We start from the raw sequence: 21,668 nt of genomic DNA, 5'->3' as shown, positions 1-21,668 counted from the left end.
CTCGTCCTCGTTCTCGTCCGGGAGGTGAGGCGCTCCCTTCCGGCGAGCCCCCTGGTTACGCCACATTGACCCGCTGGCCGGGCGGAGCCGCCTCCAGCCAGGCGAGGAATCCGGTCAGCGCGTCCTCGCTCATGGCCAGCTCCAGGCGGGTCTCACGGTGGAGACAGCCGAGCACCACGGCGTCGGACAGGAGCGCCAGCTCCTCCTCGCCCTCGGGCAGCCGACGGGCGATCACCTCGATCGCGGAACGCTCCAGGACCCGGCGCGGGCGGGGAGCGTACGAGAAGACCCGGAACCAGTTGATCCGGTCGCCGCTGTACCGGGCGACCCCGTACACCCAGCCCTTGCCCGAGAAATCGGGCTCCTCCGGCACATTCCACCGCAGGCTGCAGTCGAAGGTCCCGCCGGAGCGCTGAATCAGCCGCCGGCGCAGACCGAAGACGAAGAGACCAACCGCGACCAGTGCGACGACCAGCCCGCCCACCCACAGCGCGAGGAACATCTCCACCGACCTCCTCGCGTCGTCGAGTAACGGATACCGCCAGAACCGCACCTGCACCTGCATCGCCTCAGCCGCGGCACGGTCTGGAGAGGTCTCCAGCTCGGGCCGCGGCTGAGGTTAAAGCTACGTTGTCGCGGAGCGCTAGCGCACCGCCACCGCACGCAGTCGCACTTCGGCGCGCCGCTCGGAAGCGGCGTCCGTGTCCGACTTCGCACGCTCCAGCGCACGCTCGGCGCGCTGGACATCGATCTCGTCCGCCAGCTCCGCGATCTCCGCGAGCAGCGAGAGCTTGTCGTCCGCGAACGAGATGAAACCGCCGTGCACAGCGGCGATCACGGTCGCGCCGTCGCTCGTACGGATCGTCACCGGGCCCGATTCCAGCACACCCAGAAGCGGCTGGTGACCGGGCATGACGCCGATGTCGCCGGACGTGGTGCGCGCGACGACCAGGGTGGCCTCGCCGGACCAGACACTGCGGTCCGCGGCGACCAGCTCGACGTGCAGCTCAGCAGCCAAGGGTGGCTCCTCGGGTCACCACCCGGCCGTTCGAGCCGGGTGTTGGGTCAATTCTACGGGGCGTGGTGAGGGGGACGGGACGCACCCCGCCCCCCTCGGTGAGCCATGGGCTCAGGAGACGCCGAGCTCCTTGGCGTTGGCCTTGAGGTCCTCGATGCCACCGCACATGAAGAACGCCTGCTCCGGGAAGTGGTCGTACTCACCGTCGGCGATCGCGTTGAACGCGGCGATCGACTCGTCGAGCGGAACGTCCGAACCGTCCACGCCGGTGAACTGCTTGGCGACGTGGGTGTTCTGGGACAGGAAGCGCTCGATGCGACGCGCGCGGAAGACCGTGAGCTTGTCCTCCTCGCCGAGCTCGTCCATACCGAGAATGGCGATGATGTCCTGGAGGTCCTTGTACTTCTGCAGGATTCCCTTGACCCGCATGGCGGTGTCGTAGTGGTCCTGCGCGATGTACCGCGGGTCCAGGATCCGGGACGTGGAGTCCAGCGGGTCCACGGCCGGGTAGATGCCCTTCTCCGAGATCGGACGGGAGAGAACCGTCGTCGCGTCGAGGTGGGCGAAGGTGGTGGCCGGGGCCGGGTCGGTCAGGTCGTCCGCGGGAACGTAGATCGCCTGCATCGAGGTGATCGAGTGGCCACGGGTCGACGTGATGCGCTCCTGCAGCAGACCCATCTCGTCGGCCAGGTTCGGCTGGTAACCCACCGCGGACGGCATACGGCCGAGCAGGGTGGACACCTCGGAACCGGCCTGGGTGTACCGGAAGATGTTGTCGATGAAGAAGAGCACGTCCTGCTTCTGCACATCGCGGAAGTACTCCGCCATGGTCAGACCGGCCAGCGCCACACGAAGACGCGTGCCCGGCGGCTCGTCCATCTGACCGAAGACAAGCGCCGTCTTGTCGATGACGCCCGAGTCGGCCATTTCCTCGATGAGGTCGTTGCCCTCACGGGTACGCTCACCGACGCCCGCGAACACCGACACACCGTCGTGGTTGTTGGCGACGCGGTAGATCATTTCCTGGATCAGAACGGTCTTGCCGACACCGGCACCACCGAACAGACCGATCTTCCCACCCTTGACATACGGGGTGAGGAGGTCGATGACCTTGACGCCGGTCTCGAACATCTCGGTCTTGGACTCGAGCTGGTCGAAGTTGGGCGCCTTGCGGTGGATCGGCCAGCGCTCGGTGACCTCGGCCTCGGCCTCGGGCTTGTTCAGGATCTCGCCAAGGGTGTTGAACACCTTGCCCTTGGTGATGTCGCCGACGGGGACCGTGATGCCGGTGCCCGTGTCGGTCACCGCGGCCTGGCGGACCAGACCGTCGGTGGGCTGCATCGAGATCGCGCGGATCACGCCGTCGCCGAGGTGCTGGGCAACCTCGAGCGTCAGCTTCTTGAGCTTGCCGTCCTCGGCCGGGTCGGCCACCTCGACGGTCAGCGCGTTGTAGATCTCCGGCATCGCGTCGACGGGGAACTCCACGTCGACGACCGGGCCGATGACCCGGGCGACGCGGCCCGTGGCAACGGCCGTCTCAACTGTGGTCGTCATTACTTGTCACTCCCCGCGGTCGCGTCGGCCAGCGCACTGGCACCGCCGACGATCTCGCTGATTTCCTGGGTGATTTCGGCCTGGCGGGCCGCGTTGGCAAGCCGGGAGAGGCTCTTGACGAGCTCACCGGCGTTGTCGGTGGCCGACTTCATCGCGCGGCGGCGGGCAGCGTGCTCGGAAGCAGCGGCCTGCAGCAGCGCGTTGTAGATCCGACTCTCGACGTACCGCGGAAGCAGGGCGTCGAGGACGTCCTCCGCCGACGGCTCGAAGTCGAAGAGCGGCAGGATCTCGCCCTTGCCGTCCTCCTCCTTCGCGGCGTCGAGGCTGAGCGGCAGCATCCGGTTGTCCACCGGATTCTGCGTCATCATCGACACGAACTCCGTGAAGACGATGTGCAGCTCGTCCACGCCGCCCTCGGCGGTCTCCTTGGTGACCGCTTCGATCAGCGGGGCCGCAGTCCGCTTCGCATCCGCGTACGTCGGGCTGTCGGTGAAGCCCGTCCACGAATCCTCGATCTTGCGCTCGCGGAATCCGTAGTAGGCGACACCCTTGCGGCCGATCACGTATGTGACGACCTCCTTGCCCTCACCGCGCAGCCGCTCGGTCAGTCGCTCCGCGGCCTTGATGGCGTTGGAGGAGTAACCGCCGGCCAGACCGCGGTCGCTCGTGATGAGCAGGACCGCGGCCCGCGCCGGAGCGTCGGACTCGGTGGTCAGCGGGTGCTTGGTGGTGGAGCCGGTCGCCACCGCGGTCACCGCGCGGGTGAGCTCGGTCGCGTACGGCGTCGACGCCGCCACCTGGCGCTGCGCCTTGACGATGCGCGAAGCGGCGATCATCTCCATCGCCTTGGTGATCTTCTTCGTGGCGGTGACGGAGCGAATGCGGCGCTTGTAAACGCGAAGCTGAGCGCCCATCGATCAGCCCTCGCCCAGGAGCTTGCCGTCCGAGGTCTCGAACTGCTGCTTGAAGGCGGCGACCGCGTCGGCAATCGCCTGCAGCGTGTCGTCGGACATCTTGGCGCCCTCGGCGATGCTGGTCAGGAGGTCCTTGCGCTCGCGGCGCAGGTACTCCAGCAGCTCGCTCTCGAAGCGACGGATGTCCTCGACCGGGACGTCGTCCATCTTGCCGTTGGTGCCGGCCCAGATGGAGACGACCTGCTCCTCGACCGGGTACGGCTGGTACTGCGGCTGCTTCAGCAGCTCGACCATGCGCTTACCGCGCTCCAGCGACGCCTTCGAAGCCGCGTCCAGGTCGGAACCGAAGGCGGCGAACGCCTCCAGCTCGCGGTACTGGGCGAGGTCGACACGGAGTCGGCCGGAGACCTGGCGCATCGCCTTGTGCTGGGCGGAGCCACCGACACGGGAGACCGAGATACCGACGTTCAGGGCCGGACGCTGACCGGCGTTGAACAGGTCGGACTCCAGGAAGCACTGACCGTCGGTGATGGAGATGACGTTGGTCGGGATGAACGCCGACACGTCGTTCGCCTTGGTCTCGACGATCGGGAGACCCGTCATCGAACCGGCGCCCATCGCGTCGGAGAGCTTCGCGCAGCGCTCCAGCAGACGCGAGTGGAGGTAGAAGACGTCGCCCGGGTAGGCCTCACGGCCCGGCGGACGGCGCAGCAGAAGCGACACGGCGCGGTAGGCGTCGGCCTGCTTCGAGAGGTCGTCGAAGATGATCAGGACGTGCTTGCCCTGGTACATCCAGTGCTGACCGATGGCCGAACCGGTGTACGGCGCCAGGTACTTGAAGCCGGCCGGGTCGGACGCCGGGGCGGCGACGATGGTCGTGTACTCAAGCGCGCCGGCCTCTTCCAGGGCACCACGCACGGAGGCGATGGTGGAACCCTTCTGACCGATGGCGACGTAGATGCAGCGCACCTGCTTGTTCACGTCGCCCGTGCGCCAGTTGTCGCGCTGGTTGATGATCGTGTCGACGGCCAGAGCGGTCTTACCCGTCTGACGGTCACCAATGATCAGCTGACGCTGGCCGCGGCCGATCGGCACCATGGCGTCGACGGCCTTGTAGCCGGTCTGCATCGGCTCGTGCACCGACTTGCGGACCATGACGCCAGGGGCCTGCAGCTCAAGGGCGCGTCGGCTGTCGGTCGCGATCTCGCCGAGACCGTCGATCGGGTTGCCGAGCGGGTCGACGACGCGGCCGAGGTAGCCCTCGCCGACGCCGACGGAGAGCACCTCACCGGTGCGCTGCACCGGCTGGCCCTCTTCGATGCCGCTGAACTCGCCGAGGACGATGGCACCGATCTCGCGCTCCTCAAGGTTGAGGGCGAGACCGAGGGTGCCGTCCTCGAACTTCAGCAGCTCGTTCGCCATGGCCGAGGGAAGTCCCTCGACCTTCGCGATGCCGTCGCCGGCAACGCTGACCGTACCGACCTCCTCGCGCGAGGCCGCGTCCGGCTTGTACGACTGGACAAAGTTCTCCAGCGCGTCCCGGATCTCCTCCGGCCGGATCGTGAGCTCCGCCATCTGGGTTCCCTGCTCTCCTTGTTGGGCCCGAAGTTTCTTAAGGGGGTCTGGGGGCCGACCCCCAGGAATCTTCTGCAATTTCTGCACGGCCCAACCGGGCCGCTGGTCTTGCTCTGTTCTGTTGCTGCGCTGTGCTCGTCAGCCGGCCATGCGACGGGTCGCCTCGTCGAGGCGCTCCGCGATGGTGCCGTCGATGACCTCGTCACCGACCCGCACCGCGATCCCACCGAGGACCGTGGGGTCCACATCGAGATTCAGGTGCATCGGACGGCCGTAGATCTTCGCCAGTGCGGCGCCGAGACGCTGCTTCTGCCGATCGCTCAGCGGCACTGCCGAGGTGACCACGGCGACCATCCGGTCCCGGCGCTCCGCGGCAAGCTTGGAGAGGGACTCGAGTCCCGCTTCCAGGCTACGTCCACGCGGCTGGGTGACAAGCCGCACGACGACGCGCTCGGTGGCGGGCCGTGCCTTGCCGCCGAGCAGGCTGCGCAGCAGCTCGCCCTTGGCGACGGCGGACGCGGACCGGCTGGTGAGCGCGGCGCGCAGCTCCTTGTCGGAGGCCACGATCCGGCCGAACCGGAACAGCTCGTCCTCGACGTCGTCGAGGTCTCCGCTGCGCTGGGCCGCGGTGAGGTCGGCGATGTTCGCCAGCTCCTCGACCGAGTCGACCAGGTCACGCGACTGCGACCAGCGGGAGCGGACCATGCCGGAGATCAGGTCGACGGTCTCGCCGCCCACCTGGCCACGCAGCAGTCGTCCGGCCAGCTCGGCCTTGGCCTCGCCGGCCTGCGACGGGTCGGTCAGGACCCGTCGCAGTGAGACCTCGCGCTGGAGCAGCGCCGTGACGGCGGCCAGCTCCTCGGCGAGCTTCGCCGCGTCGACCGACGTGTTGTCGGTCAGCGCGTCGAGACGCTCACGTGCGGCAGCCAGTGCCTCGCGGCTCGCGCCGTTCATCGGACGGCCTCGGCCTTCGCCTCGAGCTCGTCGAGGAAACGGTCGACGGTGCCGCTCTGCCGGGCGTGGTCCTCCAGGGACTCGCCGACGAGCTTGCCGGCCAGGTCGGTGGCGAGCTTGCCCACGTCCTGACGCAGCGCGGAGGCGGCGGCCTTGCGGTCGGCCTCGATCTGGGCGTGGCCGGCAGCGATGATCTCCTCGCGCTGCCGCTGGCCTTCCGCCCGCATCTCCTGCAGGATCACGGCGCCCTGCTCCTGCGCCTCCTGGCGCAGGCGCGCGGCCTCGTGACGAGCCTCGGCGAGCTGAGCCTTGTACTGCTCAAGAACGCTCTGGGCCTCGGTCTGGGCCGCATCGGCCTTCTCGATACCGCCTTCGATGGCCTCGCGGCGCTCTTCCAGAACCTTGTTGATGTTCGGGAGGAGCTTCTTGGCGAGGAAGCCGAAGACGATGACGAAAGCGATGAGGCCAATGACGAGCTCAGGGATCGGCGGGAAAAGCGGGTTCTCCGGTTTCTCCGCCGCGAGCTGAACCAGGGGGTTCACGTCAGTGCCTTTCGTCGGAACGGACTAGTCGCGGTTCGTCAGCTGTAGACGAACGGCATGACCAGACCGATCAGGGCGAGCGCCTCACAGAAGGCGAAGCCGAGGATCTGGTTGGCGCGGATCAGGCCCGCAGCCTCGGGCTGACGGGCGAGAGCCTGCGTGCCGTTACCGAAGATGATGCCGACGCCGACGCCGGGGCCGATGGCGGACAGGCCATATCCGACGGAGCTGAGGGAACCGGTGACGGCGGCAAGGGTCTGGGACATGCCAGTTCTTCCTTCTCTTTCACGGACCGGCGGGGGTTGGCCACCGGACGACTGGGGGTATGGGAGGCGCGATCAGTGGTGCTCGGCGACAGCGCCCTGGATGAAGCTGCACGCCAGGAGCACGAAGACGTACGCCTGAACAGCCTGGATGAAGAGCTCGAAGGCCGTCATCACGATGACCATCACGAACGAGACACCCGAGTAGGCGATACCGATGCCGTTGAGCAGGTACCAGCTGGCGATGGTGAAGAGCAGCAGCAGCGTGTGCCCCGCGAACATGTTCGCGAAGAGTCGGACCGCGTGCGTGAAGGGACGGACCAGGACGTTCGAGAAGAACTCGATGACCATGACCAGCGGCAGAACCGCGCCGAGCGACTTGTCGTAGCCCGTCAGGTTCTTGAGGCCGCCGACGAAGCCGTGCCTCTTGAACGTGACGCTCATCCAGAGGATGTAGACGATCAGGGCCAGACCGGCCGGGTACGCGATGACCGACGTCACCGGGAACTGGGCGAGCGGGATGATCGACCAGAGGTTCATCATCCACACGAAGAAGAAGATCGACACCATCAGCGGGACGTACTTCTCGCCCTCGCGCTTGCCGAGCGTCTCGTAGACGATGCCACGGCGGACGAAGTCGTAGCCGGCCTCGGCGACCATCTGCAGCTTGCCCGGAACGACCTTCGGCTTACGGAAGGCGGCCCAGAAGAAGCCGACGATGATGACCGTACCGAGGAGCGCCAGCAGCATCGTCTTGTTGAAGTAGACGTTGCTGTTCGCGTCACCGAAGATCGGCTCGAACAGGAAAGAGTGCAAGCCAGGACCCGGGAAACCACAACCGGAGAAGATGTGGCAATCGGTCTCGAAGGCGAGCACCTGTGTCGGGTCAGCACTCACCGCGGGCTCCTTCAGCGTGGCGCATAGGTACGGCAACCTCGTTGTGTCGGCGCGGCGCGCAGCCGCGGTTCGGCACTGGACTGGTGTTACGGATGTGTGAGCGGCAGTCAGGCATTGAGCCTCGCGATCGAGCAGGCGTCAGCTCACATGCCCGCGCCCGCAGTGCCGCAGTTGGAACCGGACGATAGCAGGGTCCCGGACTTGCACTTATTCCGCCCCTACCCTTCACGTCTTGGACCCGGTGTTCTTGGGCTTCTCGCCCTTGTCCTTGTCGGATTCGGGTTCGACGTAAAGGATCTTGGCCTTCATGTGCGCACGCGTCTGCGCGCCGATCCACACGAGGGTCGTCGCGACCAGCGTGATCGCGAAGGCCTTCGGGTTGAACATCGTGGTGTTCTTGAATGCGGCGACGAAAATGAACAACAGGAGGAGCTGAGTCGTATACAACATCAGCCCCATCGCCTGGAACAGGTGAGGGAGGGACCGCGCGGTCCGTTGCAGGACCATCAGTCCGATCCCCATGAAGAGGATCACCACGATCGTCGCAACGGCCGCGCCCAGGGCTCCCTTGCCGCCTGCGACGCCACCGCTGACCGCGGCGGCGACGGCGCCGGCGACAGCGGTGGGTACGGCGGCTTGGAGGAGAGTCCGGACGTCGTTGGACGGCATGGCGGCAGCTCCGCTTGCTGGGGGGTGGGCAGTGTGTCGTCATGGACGAGCGTAGGCCCGGCCGGAATCGATGCCTCGGGCCGATGGACCGTGGTACTCAGGTCCTTCAACTCCGTCACCGGGCTTCGTGAACGGTATCACAAACTATTTGATGAGGTCTTTACCAAGAAAGTGTGCTTGCCGTCACACGTGAGAGTGAACATGCGCGTGTGAGCAAGGCAACTCAATGTCTTGTCTGGTATTGCCCTGCGATGACCGAATCGTCAGTGCGTGGAATCAGCCTTATCTCTGTCCGAAAGACGCGAACGGGGGCCGATGGCAGTCGCCCCGTTGACGCCGGAGACTCCCACGACGACCGGTGTGCGCTCCTGCCCCTCGTGCTCCTCCCGCCCCATCTGCGTGTCCAGGGGGCGCTGTTGGGCCCCGTCCGCCGATGAGCGCGCCGCCTCGGGCACCCCGCCCCTGCCGCGGTGACGACGATACCGGGGCGGTACGAAGCGTTCCGCCCAGTACGGCGCCTGCGGGGTGAAACGGGGCATCAGCAGCAGGACGAGGCCCAGCGCGCTCAACCCCATGATCACCAGCACGATCCACAGGGAAGCCGAGTGCACGGAGTAGCCGACCGCGCCGAAGGCGATCAGGGCCGACCAGAAATACATGATCAGCACGGACCTGCTGTGCGAATGACCGATCCCCAGCAGCCGGTGGTGCAGATGCCCGCGGTCCGCCGCGAACGGGGACTGACCGTTCCAGGTGCGCCGCACGATCGCCAGCAGCAGGTCGGCGGCCGGGATCGCGATGATGGTCAGCGGCAGCAGCAGCGGGATGAAGACCGGCAGCATCGCGTGGGTGGCCTCGCGCTCGCTGCCCGCGAAGAGCTTCATCGTGTCCGGGTCGACCTGCCCGGTGACCGAGATGGCCCCGGCCGCCAGCACCAGACCGATCAGCATCGAGCCCGAGTCGCCCATGAAGATCCGGGCCGGATGCATGTTGTGCGGCAGGAAGCCCAGGCACATGCCCATCAGGATGGCCGTGAAGAGCGTCGCCGGGGCCGCCGCCTCGATCATGTGCCCGTACCAGAGCCGGTACGTGTACAGGAAGAACGCCGCGGACGCGATGCAGACCATGCCCGCCGCGAGACCGTCCAGACCGTCGACGAAGTTGACCGCGTTGATGGTGATGACGACCAGGGCGACCGTGAGCAGCGTGCCCTGCCACTGGGTGAGCGCGACGGTGCCGACGCCGGGGATCGGCAGCCACAGGATCGTCAGGCCCTGGAGCACCATGACCGCCGCGGCGATCATCTGCCCGCCGAGCTTGATCAGCGCGTCGATCTCGAACTTGTCGTCCAGAACACCGATCAGCCAGATCAGCGCGGCGCCGGAGAGCAGCGCCCGCGGCTCATTGGAGAGTTTGAAGACCCAGTCGAGGTTGTACAGATGGGCCGCGACGATCAGTCCGGCGCACAGCCCGCCGAACATGGCGATGCCACCGAGCCTCGGTGTCGGTTCTCGGTGGACGTCGCGCGCACGGATCGCGGGCATCGCCCCGACCGCGATGGCGAACTTGCGCACCGGGCCGGTCAGCAGATAGGTCACCGCGGCCGTGACACAGAGCGTCAGCAGGTAATCACGCACGGGCTGCCCCAGAGAATTCGCCGACCATCTCAGCCCTCACCTTAACTACGTCGGGCTCATGGTCGAGGACACTGCGGCCGGGCCGATGGTTGCACGGGACACGTCTACCCCGGATAGGGCGGATATTTCCGGGCCAGTTCCTGGACCTCGGCGCGGATGTCGTCCTCCTCACGTACGGCCGCCCCGAAGAGCACCGCCAGTCGCGCCATGTCTGCGTCGTCCATGCCCTGGGTGGTGACGGCCGCGGTGCCGAGCCTGATGCCCCGGGCGTCCCCGTACGGAAGCGCGCAGGTGTCCAGCACCAGCCCGGCCGCCATCAGCCGGGCACGGGCGACACGGCCGTCGACGCCCAGCGGGGCCGGGTCCGCGACGATCAGGTGGGTGTCGGTGCCGCCCGTGGTGACATCGAAGCCCTCGGCCTCCAGGCCGGCGGCCAGCACCCGGGCGTGGGCCACCACCCGATGGGCGTACGCCGTGAACGCCCCAGTGGCCGCCTCCCCGAACGCGACGGCCTTCGCGGCGACCGTGTGCATCTGCGCGCCGCCCTGGGTGAAGGGGAACACCGCCCGGTCGATCCGCTCGGCCAGCTCCGCGCCGCACAGGATCATCCCGCCGCGCGGACCGCGCAGCACCTTGTGCGTGGTCGCGCAGACCACGTCGGCGTACGGGACGGGGCTCGGCGCCGCTCCCCCGGCGATCAGTCCCATCGGATGCGCGGCATCGGCGATCAGATACGCGCCCACCTCGTCGGCGATCTCCCGGAACAGCTCGTAGTCGGGATGGCGGGGGTACGAGATCGAGCCGCTGACGATCGCCTTGGGGCGGTGCGCCCGCGCCAGGGTGCGCACCTGCTCGTAGTCGATCAGGCCGCTCTCGGAGTCCACCCCGTACCCGACGAACTCGAACCAGCGGCCGGAGAAGTTCGCGGGCGAGCCGTGGGTGAGGTGTCCGCCGTACGGGAGTCCCATCGCCAGCACCGTGTCGCCGGGGCGCAGCAGGGCCGCGTAGGCGGCGAGGACGGCGGAGGAACCGGAGTGCGCCTGGACGTTGGCGTGTTCGGCGCCGAAGAGCGAGGTGGCCCGTCGGCAGGCGATGCGTTCGGCGGCGTCGGCCTGGTCGCAGCCGCCGTGGTGGCGGGCGCCGGGGTAGCCCTCGGCGTATTTGTTGGCGAGCGGCGAGCCGAGTGCGGCGAGGACCGCGGGCGAGGTGAAGTTCTCGGCGGCGATCAACTGCAGGGTGCTGGACTGCCGGTGCAGCTCCCCCAGCAGCACGGCGGCGATCTCCGGGTCCTCCCGGAGCAGGGCACCGAAGTCCTGCGGCAGGGCGGCCCCGGCGGCGGGGGGTGCGGCGGGAGTGGTGACCGGCATCGATGATCTCCGGGCCTGGGGAGGGTGAGCTGGCGTCAGCTCCAATGTAGGCCCGTGACGGGCCTCCTGCCCGCTGTGCGGCGACGTCGTACACCCGTTGGGCCCAGGGGTACCCGGCCGACGTGTACGGCCGTCAGAGTGGCGCGGGCGCGTGCCCGTCAGTGCGGGGCCGGCACGCCGGTCAGCGCGGTGACGACCGGGTCGAGGGCCTGGTTGATCTCGTCGCCGACGGAGCGGAAGAACGTGATCGGGGCGCCGTAGGGGTCGTACACCTCGTCGGCCTCGGCGGTGGGGGCCAGCAGCCAGCCGCGCAGCGCGGCCGCGGCGCGGACCAGCGCGCGGGCGCGCTCGACCACGCCCTCGTCGCGCGGGTCGGGCAGCGTGGCGGGGTCTATGGCCCGGACCAGTCGGGTGAATTCCTTGAGGGTGAAGGTCCGCAGCCCGGCCGAGTGACCCATCGAGATCACCTGTGCCCGGTGGTCGCGGGTGGCGGTGAGCACCAGGTCGGCGCGGATCACGTGTTCGTCGAGCAGTTCCCGGCCGACGAAGCCGGTGGTGTCGGCGCCGAAGTCGGCGAGGACGATCTCCGCGTTGGCCTCCATGGGGGCGCCTTCGTGGCCCCAGGTGCCCGCGCTCTCCACGATCAGCCCGCCCTGACGCGGATCGCCGAGGCGGTCCACCAGGGCGTGCCGGGTCAGCCGCTCGGTGATCGGTGAGCGGCAGACGTTGCCGGTGCTGACGTGGAGGATGCGGAAGGTGTCGGACGGTCCCGCTATGCCACGCCCCTCAGGGGCGGTCAATTGGCCACCTCAAGGTCGGGTACCACCTTGCGGAGCTCCTCCACGGAGAGCGCGCCGGCGCGCAGCAGCACGGGGATCCTGCCGCTCACGTCGACGATCGACGACGGCACGATGCCGGGCGTCGGGCCGCCGTCGAGGTAGACGGAGACGGAGTCGCCGAGCATCTCCTGGGCCGCGTCGCAGTCCTCGGGGGCCGGGTGTCCGGTGAGGTTGGCGCTGGAGACGGCCATCGGGCCGACCTCGGTGAGCAGCTCGATGGCGACCGGGTGCAGCGGCATCCGGACGGCGACGGTGCCGCGGGTGTCGCCGAGGTCCCACTGCAGCGACGGCTGGTGCTTGGCGACGAGCGTGAGTGCGCCGGGCCAGAAGGCGTCGACGAGCTCCCAGGCCTGCTCGGAGAAGTCGGTGACCAGGCCGTGCAGGGTGTTCGGGGAGCCGATCAGGACGGGGCTCGGCATGTTGCGGCCGCGGCCCTTGGCCTCCAGCAGATCTCCGACGCCCTCGGCACTGAAGGCGTCCGCGCCGATCCCGTACACGGTGTCGGTGGGCAGCACGACCAGTTCACCGCGGCGGACGGCCGACGCGGCCTCACGCAGACCCGTCGTACGGTCGGTCGCGTCGTTGCAGTCGTATCGCCGTGCCATCAGCCGGCCTCCTCAAGCATGTACGGGTATGGCGGGTACGGGTCGTGCGGGTGGTGGCCGCCGGTCACGGCATGGCCTTGCGGGCCGTGGCGAACCGCGGCCGGTTGTTCAGGTCGGGGTGGTCGGCCGCGTCGGCCCAGCCACGTTCCTCGGTGAAGATCCACGGCACCTGGCCGCCCTGGGTGTCGGCGTGCTCGATGACGACGAGGCCGCCGGGGCGCAGCAGTCGGTGTGCGGTGCGTTCGATGCCGCGGATGGTGTCGAGGCCGTCCTCGCCGGAGAACAGGGCCATCTCCGGGTCGTGGTCGCGGGCCTCGGGTGCCACGTACTCCCACTCGGTGAGCGGGATGTACGGCGGGTTGGAGATGACCAGGTCGACCTGGCCGTCGAGCTCGGGAAGGGCCGTGAGCGCGTCTCCGCGGTGGACGGTGACCCTGGACCCCTCGGCGTTCTTCCTGGTCCACCTGAGGGCGTCGTCGGAGAGCTCCACCGCGTGCACCCGGGAGCGCGGCACCTCCTGGGCCATGGCCAGGGCGATGGCGCCCGATCCGCTGCAGAGGTCGACGACGACCGGCTCGACCACGTCCATCGCGCGCACCGCGTCTATCGCCCAGCCGACGACCGATTCGGTCTCCGGCCGGGGCACGAAGACGCCGGGGCCCACCTGGAGCTCCAGGTAGCGGAAGAAGGCGCGTCCGGTGATGTGCTGCAGCGGTTCGCGGGCCTCTCGGCGGGCGATGGCCTCCCAGTAGCGGGCGTCGAAGTCCGAGTCCGGCACACGGTGCAGCTCGCCCCGCTTGACGCCGTGCACGAACGCGGCGAGTTCCTCCGCGTCGAATCGCGGTGAAGGCACACCGGCGTCGGCCAGCCGCTGGGTGGCCTGGGCCACCTCGGCGAGCAGCAGGTTCATCGCGGTTCTCCGTACGGGGTCACGGGCGGGCGGGTCTTGCTTATGCGGCGGCGAGCTTGGCGGCGGAGTCGGCGTCGACACAGGCCTGGATCACGGAATCCAGGTCGCCGTCGAGCACCTGGTCCAAGTTGTACGCCTTGAAGCCGACGCGGTGGTCCGAGATCCGGTTTTCCGGGAAGTTGTACGTACGGATCTTCTCGGAACGGTCGACCGTACGCACCTGACTGCGCCGTACGTCCGACGCTTCCTGCTCGGCGGCCTCCTGCGCGGCCGCGAGCAGACGCGAACGCAGGATACGCATGGCCTGCTCCTTGTTCTGGAGCTGGCTCTTCTCGTTCTGGCAGGAGGCGACGACGCCGGTCGGCAGGTGGGTGATGCGGACCGCCGAGTCCGTGGTGTTGACGGACTGGCCGCCGGGGCCCGAGGAGCGGTAGACGTCGATACGGAGATCGTTGGCGTGGATCTCGACGTCGACCTCCTCGGCCTCGGGCGTGACGAGCACGCCGGCGGCGGAGGTGTGGATGCGGCCCTGGGACTCGGTGGACGGCACCCGCTGCACGCGGTGCACCCCGCCCTCGTACTTCAGCCGGGCCCACACGCCCTGGCCGGGCTCGGTGGCGCCGTTGCCGCCCTTGGTCTTCACGGCGACCTGGACGTCCTTGTAGCCGCCGAGCTCGGACTCGGTGGAGTCGATGATCTCGGTCTTCCAGCCGACGCGCTCGGCGTAGCGCAGATACATCCGCAGCAGATCACCGGCGAACAGGGCGGACTCGTCGCCGCCCGCGCCCGCCTTGATCTCCAGGAGCACGTCCTTGTCGTCGCTGGGGTCGCGCGGGACCAGGAGGAGGCGGAGCTTCTCGGTGAGCTCTTCGCGCTGCTTCTCCAGATCCTTCACCTCGGCGGCGAAGTCGGGGTCGTCGGCGGCGAGTTCACGGGCCGTCTCGATGTCGTCCCCGGCCTGCTTCCAGGAGCGGTACGTGCCGACGATCGGGGTCAGCTCGGCGTAGCGCTTGTTGAGCCTGCGCGCGTTGGCCTGGTCGGCGTGGACCGCCGGGTCCGCGAGCTTCTTCTCCAGATCGGCCTGTTCACCGATCAGTTCCTCGACCGCCTCGAACATCTTCGGGCTCCTGGTTTCTTCACTCAAACGTGCCTGCCGGACGGCGTGACGCCGGCCGGGCGGGGATACGGGCCGCGCACCCCCGGCCGGAAAAAACGCCGGTTCCGACGCCCCCGGGAAGAGGGCGCCGAGAACCGGCGCAGTGGCTCGCTACTTGCTGGCGGAGCCGGCAGCCTTGCCGAAGCGGGCCTCGAAGCGGGCCACGCGGCCACCGGTGTCGAGGATCTTCTGCTTGCCCGTGTAGAACGGGTGGCACTCGGAGCAGACGTCGGCGCGGATGGTGCCGCCGCCGATGGTGCTCCGGGTCGTGAACGACGCGCCACAGGTGCAGCTGACCTGCGTCTCGACGTACTCGGGGTGGATGTCGCGCTTCAAGGGTTTCTCCTAGGTTCGGGAGGGCACCGGGTCGTCCGCGCGGATTGCGCGTCCGTGAACCGGGGCCGACGTACCAGTCTGCCAGGACCGGCCGTATCTCCCAAAACCGGGGGCGGTCCGCAACTATTCCCCGGCCCGCCCGGTCAGCGCACGACGCTGCCCGCCACGCCCTTGTCGCCCGCCGACTTCTCGGTGGCGGAGGCGGGGATCGCCTTGTCCTGTTTGAGCGCCGTCCAGACCTGCTGCGCGGACTTCTCCAGCGGTACGACGCGGTTCGGGTCGGCCGGGTCGTACTGCACGGGCAGGGTGACCATGTGGACGTTCTTCGAGCCGAGCCCCTTGAGGCCGTTGGCGAAGCCGGTGAGCTGCTGGACCGAGCCCAGGTCGGAGTCGGTGGTGATGGCCTTGGTCGCCGTGTCCGCGAGGTCGAAGAGGGTCTTCGGGTTCGAGAACACCCCGACGTTCTTGACCTGTTCCATGAGCGCCTTGATGAATGCCTGCTGGAGCTGGATGCGGCCGAGGTCGCTGCCGTCGCCGACGCTCTTGCGGGTGCGGACGAGTCCCAGCGACTGCTCGCCGTCGAGGGTGTGGGTGCCGGGCTCCAGGTCGAGATGGCTCTTGGAGTCGTGGATCGCACGGGTGGTGGTGATCTTCACGCCGCCCAGCTCGTCGATGAGCTTCTTGAAGCCGGTGAAGTCGACTTCGAGGTAGTGGTCCATGCGGATGCCGGACATGGACTCGACGGTCTTGACCGCGCAGGCCGGTCCGCCGACCTCGTACGCCGTGTTGAACATCGCGCGCTGCTGTCCCGCGACGGGCTTCCCCGTCGTGTCACTGGTGCATTCCGGGCGGGTGACGAGGGTGTCGCGCGGGATGGAGACGACCGAGGCCGTCCTGTGGCCCTTGTTGACGTGCACGACCATCGCGGTGTCGGAACGGGCCGTGCCCTCGTCGGCGCCGTACTCGGAGTTCGCGCCGGAGCGGGAATCGGAGCCGAGTACGAGGATGTCCTCGGAGCCGTTGTCGACGTTGTCGGGGCGGTTCTTGCCGAGCGCCGCGTTGATGTCGACGGCCTTGAGATTGCCGTTGAGTTTGAAGTAGGCGTATCCGAGCCCGCCACCGCCGACGATCACGACGGCTGCCAGGGTCCAGATCGCCGCCACCTTCGCCCTGCGGCGTCTGGACGGCTTCCTCCGGCGTTTGCCGGTGGGACGTATTCGGCCGCCGCTCCCGCTCTGCTCGGTCATCCGTCTCCTTCGGTCGTCAGGTTCTCCCGGCTACCCCCTGCAGCGGTGTTCGGGCACCGAGTCGTCGCCTTGGGCGACTTGTCGCCACTTCATACGACGTCGCGGTACGAAGAAGGGTTGCACAGCGACCTGCCACCTCCATGTGAGGACAAAAGGGACGCGGAGCCTTGACGAACAGCTGGTGATCCCGCGCTCACCTGCGGTTTCTTGCCCTGTACAGGCATCACGGCGGCAGCCGCTGCCGCGACCGTCATGTGGCGAAGGTCTCGGATCGGCCGAAAAGGCCGGATCGGCTCCGTCACATGCGCGGACGCCACGACACAGGGCCGCCCCCGTCACCGGAGTGACGGGGGCGGCCCTGTTGTTCGGCCCTGTTGTCCGGCCTCTGTCGTTCGGCCGGTCCGGGTGCGACGTCAGTCGTTGCCGTTGCCCGGGGCCGGCGTCGTCTTCTGGATCTGGAGCAGGAACTCCGCGTTGGACTGGGTCTTCTTCATCCGGTCCAGGAGGAGCTCGATCGCCTGCTGCTGGTCGAGCGCGTGCAGCACCCGGCGGAGCTTCCAGACGATGGCCAACTCGTCGCTGCCGAGCAGGATTTCTTCCTTGCGGGTGCTGGACGCGTCGACGTCCACCGCCGGGAAGATGCGCTTGTCCGAGAGCTTCCGGTCGAGCTTGAGCTCCATGTTGCCGGTGCCCTTGAACTCCTCGAAGATCACCTCGTCCATGCGCGAACCGGTCTCGACCAGCGCGGTGGCCAGGATGGTCAGCGAACCGCCGTCCTCGATGTTGCGCGCGGCACCGAAGAAGCGCTTCGGCGGGTAGAGCGCGGTCGAGTCGACACCACCGGACAGGATGCGTCCGGAGGCGGGGGCCGCGAGGTTGTACGCACGGCCCAGGCGGGTGATGGAGTCCAGCAGGACGACCACGTCGTGACCCAGCTCGACGAGACGCTTGGCGCGCTCGATGGCCAGCTCGGCGACGGTGGTGTGGTCCTCGGCGGGACGGTCGAAGGTCGAGGAGATGACCTCGCCCTTCACCGACCGCTGCATGTCGGTGACCTCTTCCGGACGCTCGTCGACCAGGACGACCATCAGGTGGCACTCGGGGCTGTTGACCGTGATCGCGTTGGCGATCGCCTGCAGGATCATGGTCTTACCGGTCTTCGGCGGGGCCACGATCAGGCCTCGCTGGCCCTTGCCGATCGGTGCGACCAGGTCGATGATCCGCGTCGTCAGGACGTTGGAGTCGGTCTCCAGGCGGAGCCGGTCCTGCGGGTAGAGCGGGGTCAGCTTCTGGAACTCCGGGCGGCCACGTCCGGATTCGGGCGCCATGCCGTTGACCGAGTCGAGGCGGACCAGGGCGTTGAACTTCTCGCGCCGCTCGCCGTCCTTGGGCTGACGCACCGCGCCGGTGACGTGGTCACCCTTGCGCAGGCCGTTCTTGCGGACCTGGGCGAGCGAGACGTACACGTCGTTCGGGCCCGGCAGGTAGCCGGAGGTCCGGATGAACGCGTAGTTGTCGAGGATGTCCAGGATGCCCGCGACGGGGATCAGGACGTCGTCGTCGGAGACGGGGACCTCGTTGGCGAAGTCCTCGCGGCCACGACGGCCACGACGGTCGCGGTAGCGGCCACGGCGACCGCGGCGACCGCCCGCCTCGTCGTCGTAACCGTCGTCCTGCGGTCCGCCGCCCTGCGGTGCACCGCCCTGCGGTCCGCCGCCCTGCTGGCCCTGGCGCTGCTGGCGCTGGCCGCCCTGCTCGTCACCCTTGCCACGGCGGTCGCGCTGGCGGTCGCGGCGCTCCCCGCGCTCGCCGCGCTCCTGGCGGTCGCCCCGGTCGCCGCGCTGTCCGCGGTCCTGACGGTCGCCCCGGCGGCCCTCGGCCGTGTCCGCGGCGGCTTCGGCCTTCGCGTCGGCTCGCTCTTCGCCCTTCGGCTCGGCCGGCGCCTCCGCCTTGGCCTCGGTGGCGGGCTTGCCCTCCGCCTTGCTCTCCGGGCTGCCCGCCTGAGCGGTCGCACGGCGCCGACGGCGCTCGCCGGTGGGCTGGTCATCGCTGGCCGGCTGGCCGGGGATGTCGATCTGCTGCTTGGCCGCGGCCTTCTCGGCGGGCGCGGCGGCCGCGGACTCGTCCCCGGTGCGCGCCTTGGAGGTGGCCCGGCGCTTCGGCTTGGTCTCGGCATCCGCGGCGGGCGCGGCGGCCTTGGGCGCGGCGGTGTTACCGGCCTGCGCCTCCTTGATGACCTCGATCAGCTGGCCCTTGCGCATCCGCGCAGTGCCCTTGATGCCGAGGCCGGACGCGACCTGCTGCAGCTCGGCCAGGACCATGCCGTCAAGGCCGGTGCCGGAGCGGCGGCGCCGTGCGGTGGTGCCAGTGGCAGCACCTTCGGCGGGCGCGGCGCTGTCGACGCTCTTGTCGGCAGTCACGCCCATCAGATCGGTGGTGTCGCTCACGAAGGGTCCTTCCCTGGAGCGGACGTCGGCCTTCTGGCTCGGCGACCGGTTGTGCTGTCCGACTGCGGTCTTTTTGCGGACCGTGCCGGGGCGGTGGTCCGCCGGGTACGGCGGAGAGATGAAGGTGTGCAAGGGTCCGGCGCGAGCATCCCCCTGCTCGGCCCACTCCTGGACAAGCGAGGGGTGTCGTGCCGGTTCCGGAGCGTGCACGAAACTGCTCAGGCAGGCTGCTCAGGCAGTTGGGGAGGCTCCCGGAAGAAATGTGGTCCCGGAAAGGGACACGAAGCAACGCGCCACATAGACGTCGGTTGCAGACTTGAGGTTAACACTACCGGCTCCAACAAACATTCCCCCTCTCACTCACCGGCAATCACTTCTCGGCTACGGGGCGAGCGGCAGCACGCTCGCGCCCGGGGCGTCGAGCATGAGCCGATTGGCCGCCCATCCCTCGCCCGCCAGCCGTGCGACCTTGTCGGCCGCACCGTCCTCGGCCAGTGCGAGCACGGTCGGCCCGGCACCGGAGATGACCGCGGGCACGCCATCGGCACGCAGTCGGTTCACGAGTTCCACGCTCTGCGGCATCGCGGGGGCGCGGTACTCCTGGTGCAGCCGGTCCTCGGTGGCGGTGAGCAGCAGCTCGGGGCGCCTGGTCAGGGCCTCGACGAGCAGCGCGGCACGGCCGGCGTTGAAGGCGGCGTCGACATGCGGGACCGAGCGCGGCAGCAGCCCGCGGGCGGTCTCGGTCAGGACCGGCTTGCCGGGGACGAAAACCACCGGAACGATGGAATCTGCGGGATCCATCCTGATCGCGTGGGCCGATCCGCCGTCCATCCAGGCGAGTGTGAAGCCGCCGAGCAGGCAGGCCGCGACATTGTCGGGGTGGCCCTCGATCTCGGTGGCGAGTTCCAGCAGCGCGGCGTCGTCGAGCCGGGCGTCACCACCGGTCGTCACGGCGCGGGCGGCGACGATGCCGGCACAGATGGCGGCGGAGGAGGAACCCAGGCCGCGCCCGTGCGGGATGCGGTTGGCGCAGACGATCTCCAGCCCGCGGGGCTGCCCGCCGAGCAGGTCGAAGGCGGTACGCAAGGAGCGTACGAGAAGGTGGCTCTCGTCGCGGGGCAGCGTGTCGGCGCCCTCACCGGCGATATCGATGTGCAGTCCGGAGTCGGCTACGCGGACGACGACGTCGTCGTACAGCCCCAGCGAGAGGCCGAAGGCGTCGAAACCCGGGCCCAGGTTGGCGCTGGTCGCGGGGACGCGCACCCGGACGGCGGCGGCTCGGAAGGCAGGACCGGCCATCGGTTGGAGGACTCTCCTTGTGAGGCAGCGGGGGTGGTGGAGTGATTTCTCGACAGTGGCGGAGGTCGTGGCGACGGGGAGTGGGATTCCGGGGAAACCGACGGCCACAACGGCCCTTGCACCGCGGCAGATGCGGCGGGGCGGGTTGGGTACAGCTTATCGAAGGAAGGTTCTGTGGCGACATAGGGCGCACAGGAGGCGCACGATGCGTGTCGCCCGCCTCCTATGCGCTCTCCGCCCCGAAAAGGGGCGGTTGAGCTGGGTTCTTACCGGGATCCCCGTCCGACGGTGGGCCGGGCGCCCGGAGGGGCGGGCCGGGCTCCCGCCGGCAGCTGAAGCGGGTGGTCGTCGAGGGGTCCGGGGACTTACGCGAGGCCCAGCTTCTCGGCGGCGGTGGCCGCGTCCACCGGGACCGTGACCGGCTGCGGAGCACCCGCGACGGCCCAGTCGGGGTCCTTGAGCCCGTTGCCGGTGACCGTGCACACGATCTTCTGGCCGGGGTCGACCTTGCCCTCTTCGGCGGCCTTCAACAGACCGGCGACGGACGCGGCCGAGGCGGGCTCGACGAAGACACCCTCCTGGGAGGCCAACAGCCGGTAGGCGGCCAGAATCTGGCGGTCCGTCACCTCGTCGATGAAACCGCCCGATTCATCCCGGGCGTTCAGTGCGTACTGCCAGGACGCCGGGTTGCCGATCCGGATCGCGGTGGCGATGGTCGACGGGTCCTTGACGATCTCGCCGCGGACGATGGGCGCGGAGCCGGAGGCCTGGAAGCCCCACATGCGCGGGGTGTGCGTGGACATGCCGTCCCCCGCGTACTCCTTGTAACCCTTCCAGTACGCGGTGATGTTGCCCGCGTTACCGACCGGGAGGACGTGGATGTCCGGTGCGTCGCCGAGCGCGTCGACGATCTCGAACGCGGCGGTCTTCTGACCCTCGATGCGGACCGGGTTGACCGAATTGACCAGCGCCACCGGGTAGTTGTCCGAGAGCGAGCGGGCCAGGGTCAGACAGTCGTCGAAATTGCCGTCGACCTGGAGGATCTTGGCGCCGTGCACGAGCGCCTGCCCCATCTTGCCGAGCGCGATCTTGCCCTGCGGCACGAGGACGGCGCACACCATGCCGGCCCGCACCGCGTACGCGGCGGCGGAGGCCGAGGTGTTGCCGGTGGAGGCACAGATGACGGCCTGTGCGCCCTCCTCCTTGGCCCGGGTGATCGCCATCGTCATACCGCGGTCCTTGAAGGACCCGGTGGGGTTGGCGCCCTCGACCTTGAGGTGCACCTCGCAGCCCGTGCGCTCGGAGAGGACCTGAGCGGGGACGAGCGGCGTACCGCCCTCACGGAGCGTGACGATCGGCGTCGCGCTCGTGACCGGAAGGCGGTCCCGGTACTCCTCGATGATGCCGCGCCACTGGTGGGTGCCCTTGCTGGTCATGGG

21 protein-coding genes are annotated in these 21,668 nt (G+C 68.8%); all 21 read right to left on the bottom strand.

The genetic code is table 11. The features are described 5' to 3' along the window. Positions 1-55 precede the first annotated feature (55 nt). Positions 56-502 (bottom strand): DUF2550 domain-containing protein, encoded by a 447-nt coding sequence (locus ACZ68L_RS14695; protein WP_361441127.1) that lies wholly within the window; start codon positions 500-502, stop codon positions 56-58. A 141-nt stretch (positions 503-643) separates the two neighbouring features. Further along, positions 644-1,018, bottom strand: a complete 375-nt coding sequence (locus ACZ68L_RS14690; protein WP_351077758.1) for a F0F1 ATP synthase subunit epsilon — start codon at positions 1,016-1,018, stop codon at positions 644-646. A gap of 111 nt (positions 1,019-1,129) precedes the next feature. Then, positions 1,130-2,572: a F0F1 ATP synthase subunit beta gene (gene atpD, locus ACZ68L_RS14685; protein WP_469577122.1), complete on the bottom strand. Its 1,443-nt coding sequence runs from the start codon at positions 2,570-2,572 to the stop codon at positions 1,130-1,132. Next, positions 2,572-3,486 (bottom strand): F0F1 ATP synthase subunit gamma, encoded by a 915-nt coding sequence (locus ACZ68L_RS14680; protein ID WP_469577121.1) that lies wholly within the window; start codon positions 3,484-3,486, stop codon positions 2,572-2,574. Before ACZ68L_RS14680 ends, atpD begins: the two co-directional genes overlap by 1 nt. A 3-nt stretch (positions 3,487-3,489) precedes the next feature. After that, positions 3,490-5,061: a F0F1 ATP synthase subunit alpha gene (gene atpA, locus ACZ68L_RS14675; protein WP_469577120.1), complete on the bottom strand. Its 1,572-nt coding sequence runs from the start codon at positions 5,059-5,061 to the stop codon at positions 3,490-3,492. Between the two features lie 138 nt (positions 5,062-5,199). Next, positions 5,200-6,015 carry a F0F1 ATP synthase subunit delta gene (locus ACZ68L_RS14670; protein WP_469577118.1) on the bottom strand — a complete coding sequence of 272 codons (816 nt, stop codon included), beginning with the start codon at positions 6,013-6,015 and terminating at the stop codon, positions 5,200-5,202. Then, positions 6,012-6,557 (bottom strand): F0F1 ATP synthase subunit B, encoded by a 546-nt coding sequence (locus ACZ68L_RS14665; RefSeq protein WP_266912128.1) that lies wholly within the window; start codon positions 6,555-6,557, stop codon positions 6,012-6,014. Before ACZ68L_RS14665 ends, ACZ68L_RS14670 begins: the two co-directional genes overlap by 4 nt. 38 nt (positions 6,558-6,595) lie before the next feature. Beyond that, on the bottom strand, positions 6,596-6,823 hold the full coding sequence (locus ACZ68L_RS14660) for an ATP synthase subunit c family protein (protein WP_266426509.1): 228 nt from the start codon (positions 6,821-6,823) through the stop codon (positions 6,596-6,598). 72 nt (positions 6,824-6,895) lie between these two features. Continuing rightward, positions 6,896-7,732 (bottom strand): F0F1 ATP synthase subunit A, encoded by an 837-nt coding sequence (gene atpB / locus ACZ68L_RS14655; RefSeq protein WP_469577257.1) that lies wholly within the window; start codon positions 7,730-7,732, stop codon positions 6,896-6,898. A 210-nt stretch (positions 7,733-7,942) separates the two neighbouring features. Then, positions 7,943-8,386 (bottom strand): hypothetical protein, encoded by a 444-nt coding sequence (locus ACZ68L_RS14650; protein WP_404249196.1) that lies wholly within the window; start codon positions 8,384-8,386, stop codon positions 7,943-7,945. 263 nt (positions 8,387-8,649) lie between these two features. Continuing rightward, positions 8,650-10,035, bottom strand: a complete 1,386-nt coding sequence (locus ACZ68L_RS14645) for an MraY family glycosyltransferase (protein ID WP_469577256.1) — start codon at positions 10,033-10,035, stop codon at positions 8,650-8,652. A 92-nt stretch (positions 10,036-10,127) separates the two neighbouring features. Beyond that, entirely contained in the window at positions 10,128-11,390 is a 1,263-nt protein-coding gene (locus ACZ68L_RS14640; RefSeq protein ID WP_469577115.1) for a serine hydroxymethyltransferase, read from the bottom strand. Positions 11,391-11,548: 158 nt separating this feature from the next. Beyond that, on the bottom strand, positions 11,549-12,190 hold the full coding sequence (locus ACZ68L_RS14635; protein ID WP_469577114.1) for an arsenate reductase/protein-tyrosine-phosphatase family protein: 642 nt from the start codon (positions 12,188-12,190) through the stop codon (positions 11,549-11,551). Continuing rightward, the gene (locus tag ACZ68L_RS14630) at positions 12,187-12,834 is read right to left on the bottom strand and encodes an L-threonylcarbamoyladenylate synthase (RefSeq protein ID WP_469577112.1); all 648 of its coding nucleotides are present in this window, start codon (positions 12,832-12,834) and stop codon (positions 12,187-12,189) included. Before ACZ68L_RS14630 ends, ACZ68L_RS14635 begins: the two co-directional genes overlap by 4 nt. Before the next feature lie 64 nt (positions 12,835-12,898). Further along, entirely contained in the window at positions 12,899-13,744 is an 846-nt protein-coding gene (gene prmC, locus ACZ68L_RS14625) for a peptide chain release factor N(5)-glutamine methyltransferase (protein WP_469577111.1), read from the bottom strand. A gap of 40 nt (positions 13,745-13,784) precedes the next feature. Continuing rightward, positions 13,785-14,861, bottom strand: a complete 1,077-nt coding sequence (prfA, locus tag ACZ68L_RS14620) for a peptide chain release factor 1 (protein WP_093894461.1) — start codon at positions 14,859-14,861, stop codon at positions 13,785-13,787. Positions 14,862-15,011: 150 nt separating this feature from the next. Next, positions 15,012-15,236 carry a 50S ribosomal protein L31 gene (rpmE, locus tag ACZ68L_RS14615; RefSeq protein WP_326767848.1) on the bottom strand — a complete coding sequence of 75 codons (225 nt, stop codon included), beginning with the start codon at positions 15,234-15,236 and terminating at the stop codon, positions 15,012-15,014. A 143-nt stretch (positions 15,237-15,379) separates the two neighbouring features. Next, positions 15,380-16,483 carry an LCP family protein gene (locus ACZ68L_RS14610; protein ID WP_469577109.1) on the bottom strand — a complete coding sequence of 368 codons (1,104 nt, stop codon included), beginning with the start codon at positions 16,481-16,483 and terminating at the stop codon, positions 15,380-15,382. A gap of 413 nt (positions 16,484-16,896) precedes the next feature. Then, positions 16,897-18,930 (bottom strand): transcription termination factor Rho, encoded by a 2,034-nt coding sequence (gene rho, locus ACZ68L_RS14605; RefSeq protein WP_469577107.1) that lies wholly within the window; start codon positions 18,928-18,930, stop codon positions 16,897-16,899. Positions 18,931-19,311: 381 nt separating this feature from the next. Continuing rightward, positions 19,312-20,229 (bottom strand): homoserine kinase, encoded by a 918-nt coding sequence (gene thrB, locus ACZ68L_RS14600; protein WP_469577105.1) that lies wholly within the window; start codon positions 20,227-20,229, stop codon positions 19,312-19,314. Positions 20,230-20,594: 365 nt separating this feature from the next. Then, the gene (gene thrC / locus ACZ68L_RS14595; RefSeq protein ID WP_469577104.1) at positions 20,595-21,665 is read right to left on the bottom strand and encodes a threonine synthase; all 1,071 of its coding nucleotides are present in this window, start codon (positions 21,663-21,665) and stop codon (positions 20,595-20,597) included. Positions 21,666-21,668: the final 3 nt, after the last annotated feature.

This window comes from Streptomyces sp. NPDC104309 (assembly GCF_055584025.1).
This window is presented reverse-complemented; position numbering and strand designations above follow the sequence as displayed.

Excerpts from the sequence above, each read along its gene's own strand:
- ACZ68L_RS14695 (WP_361441127.1), bottom strand. The coding sequence starts at position 502 with ATGTTCCTCGCGCTGTGGGTGGGCGGGCTGGTCGTCGCACTGGTCGCG.
- atpD (WP_469577122.1), bottom strand. The coding sequence starts at position 2,572 with ATGACGACCACAGTTGAGACGGCCGTTGCCACGGGCCGCGTCGCCCGG.
- ACZ68L_RS14680 (WP_469577121.1), bottom strand. The coding sequence starts at position 3,486 with ATGGGCGCTCAGCTTCGCGTTTACAAGCGCCGCATTCGCTCCGTCACC.
- atpA (WP_469577120.1), bottom strand. The coding sequence starts at position 5,061 with ATGGCGGAGCTCACGATCCGGCCGGAGGAGATCCGGGACGCGCTGGAG.
- ACZ68L_RS14670 (WP_469577118.1), bottom strand. The coding sequence starts at position 6,015 with ATGAACGGCGCGAGCCGCGAGGCACTGGCTGCCGCACGTGAGCGTCTC.
- ACZ68L_RS14660 (WP_266426509.1), bottom strand. The coding sequence starts at position 6,823 with ATGTCCCAGACCCTTGCCGCCGTCACCGGTTCCCTCAGCTCCGTCGGA.
- ACZ68L_RS14650 (WP_404249196.1), bottom strand. The coding sequence starts at position 8,386 with ATGCCGTCCAACGACGTCCGGACTCTCCTCCAAGCCGCCGTACCCACC.
- ACZ68L_RS14640 (WP_469577115.1), bottom strand. The coding sequence starts at position 11,390 with ATGCCGGTCACCACTCCCGCCGCACCCCCCGCCGCCGGGGCCGCCCTG.
- ACZ68L_RS14630 (WP_469577112.1), bottom strand. The coding sequence starts at position 12,834 with ATGGCACGGCGATACGACTGCAACGACGCGACCGACCGTACGACGGGT.
- prmC (WP_469577111.1), bottom strand. The coding sequence starts at position 13,744 with ATGAACCTGCTGCTCGCCGAGGTGGCCCAGGCCACCCAGCGGCTGGCC.
- prfA (WP_093894461.1), bottom strand. The coding sequence starts at position 14,861 with ATGTTCGAGGCGGTCGAGGAACTGATCGGTGAACAGGCCGATCTGGAG.
- ACZ68L_RS14610 (WP_469577109.1), bottom strand. The coding sequence starts at position 16,483 with ATGACCGAGCAGAGCGGGAGCGGCGGCCGAATACGTCCCACCGGCAAA.
- thrB (WP_469577105.1), bottom strand. The coding sequence starts at position 20,229 with ATGGCCGGTCCTGCCTTCCGAGCCGCCGCCGTCCGGGTGCGCGTCCCC.
- thrC (WP_469577104.1), bottom strand. The coding sequence starts at position 21,665 with ATGACCAGCAAGGGCACCCACCAGTGGCGCGGCATCATCGAGGAGTAC.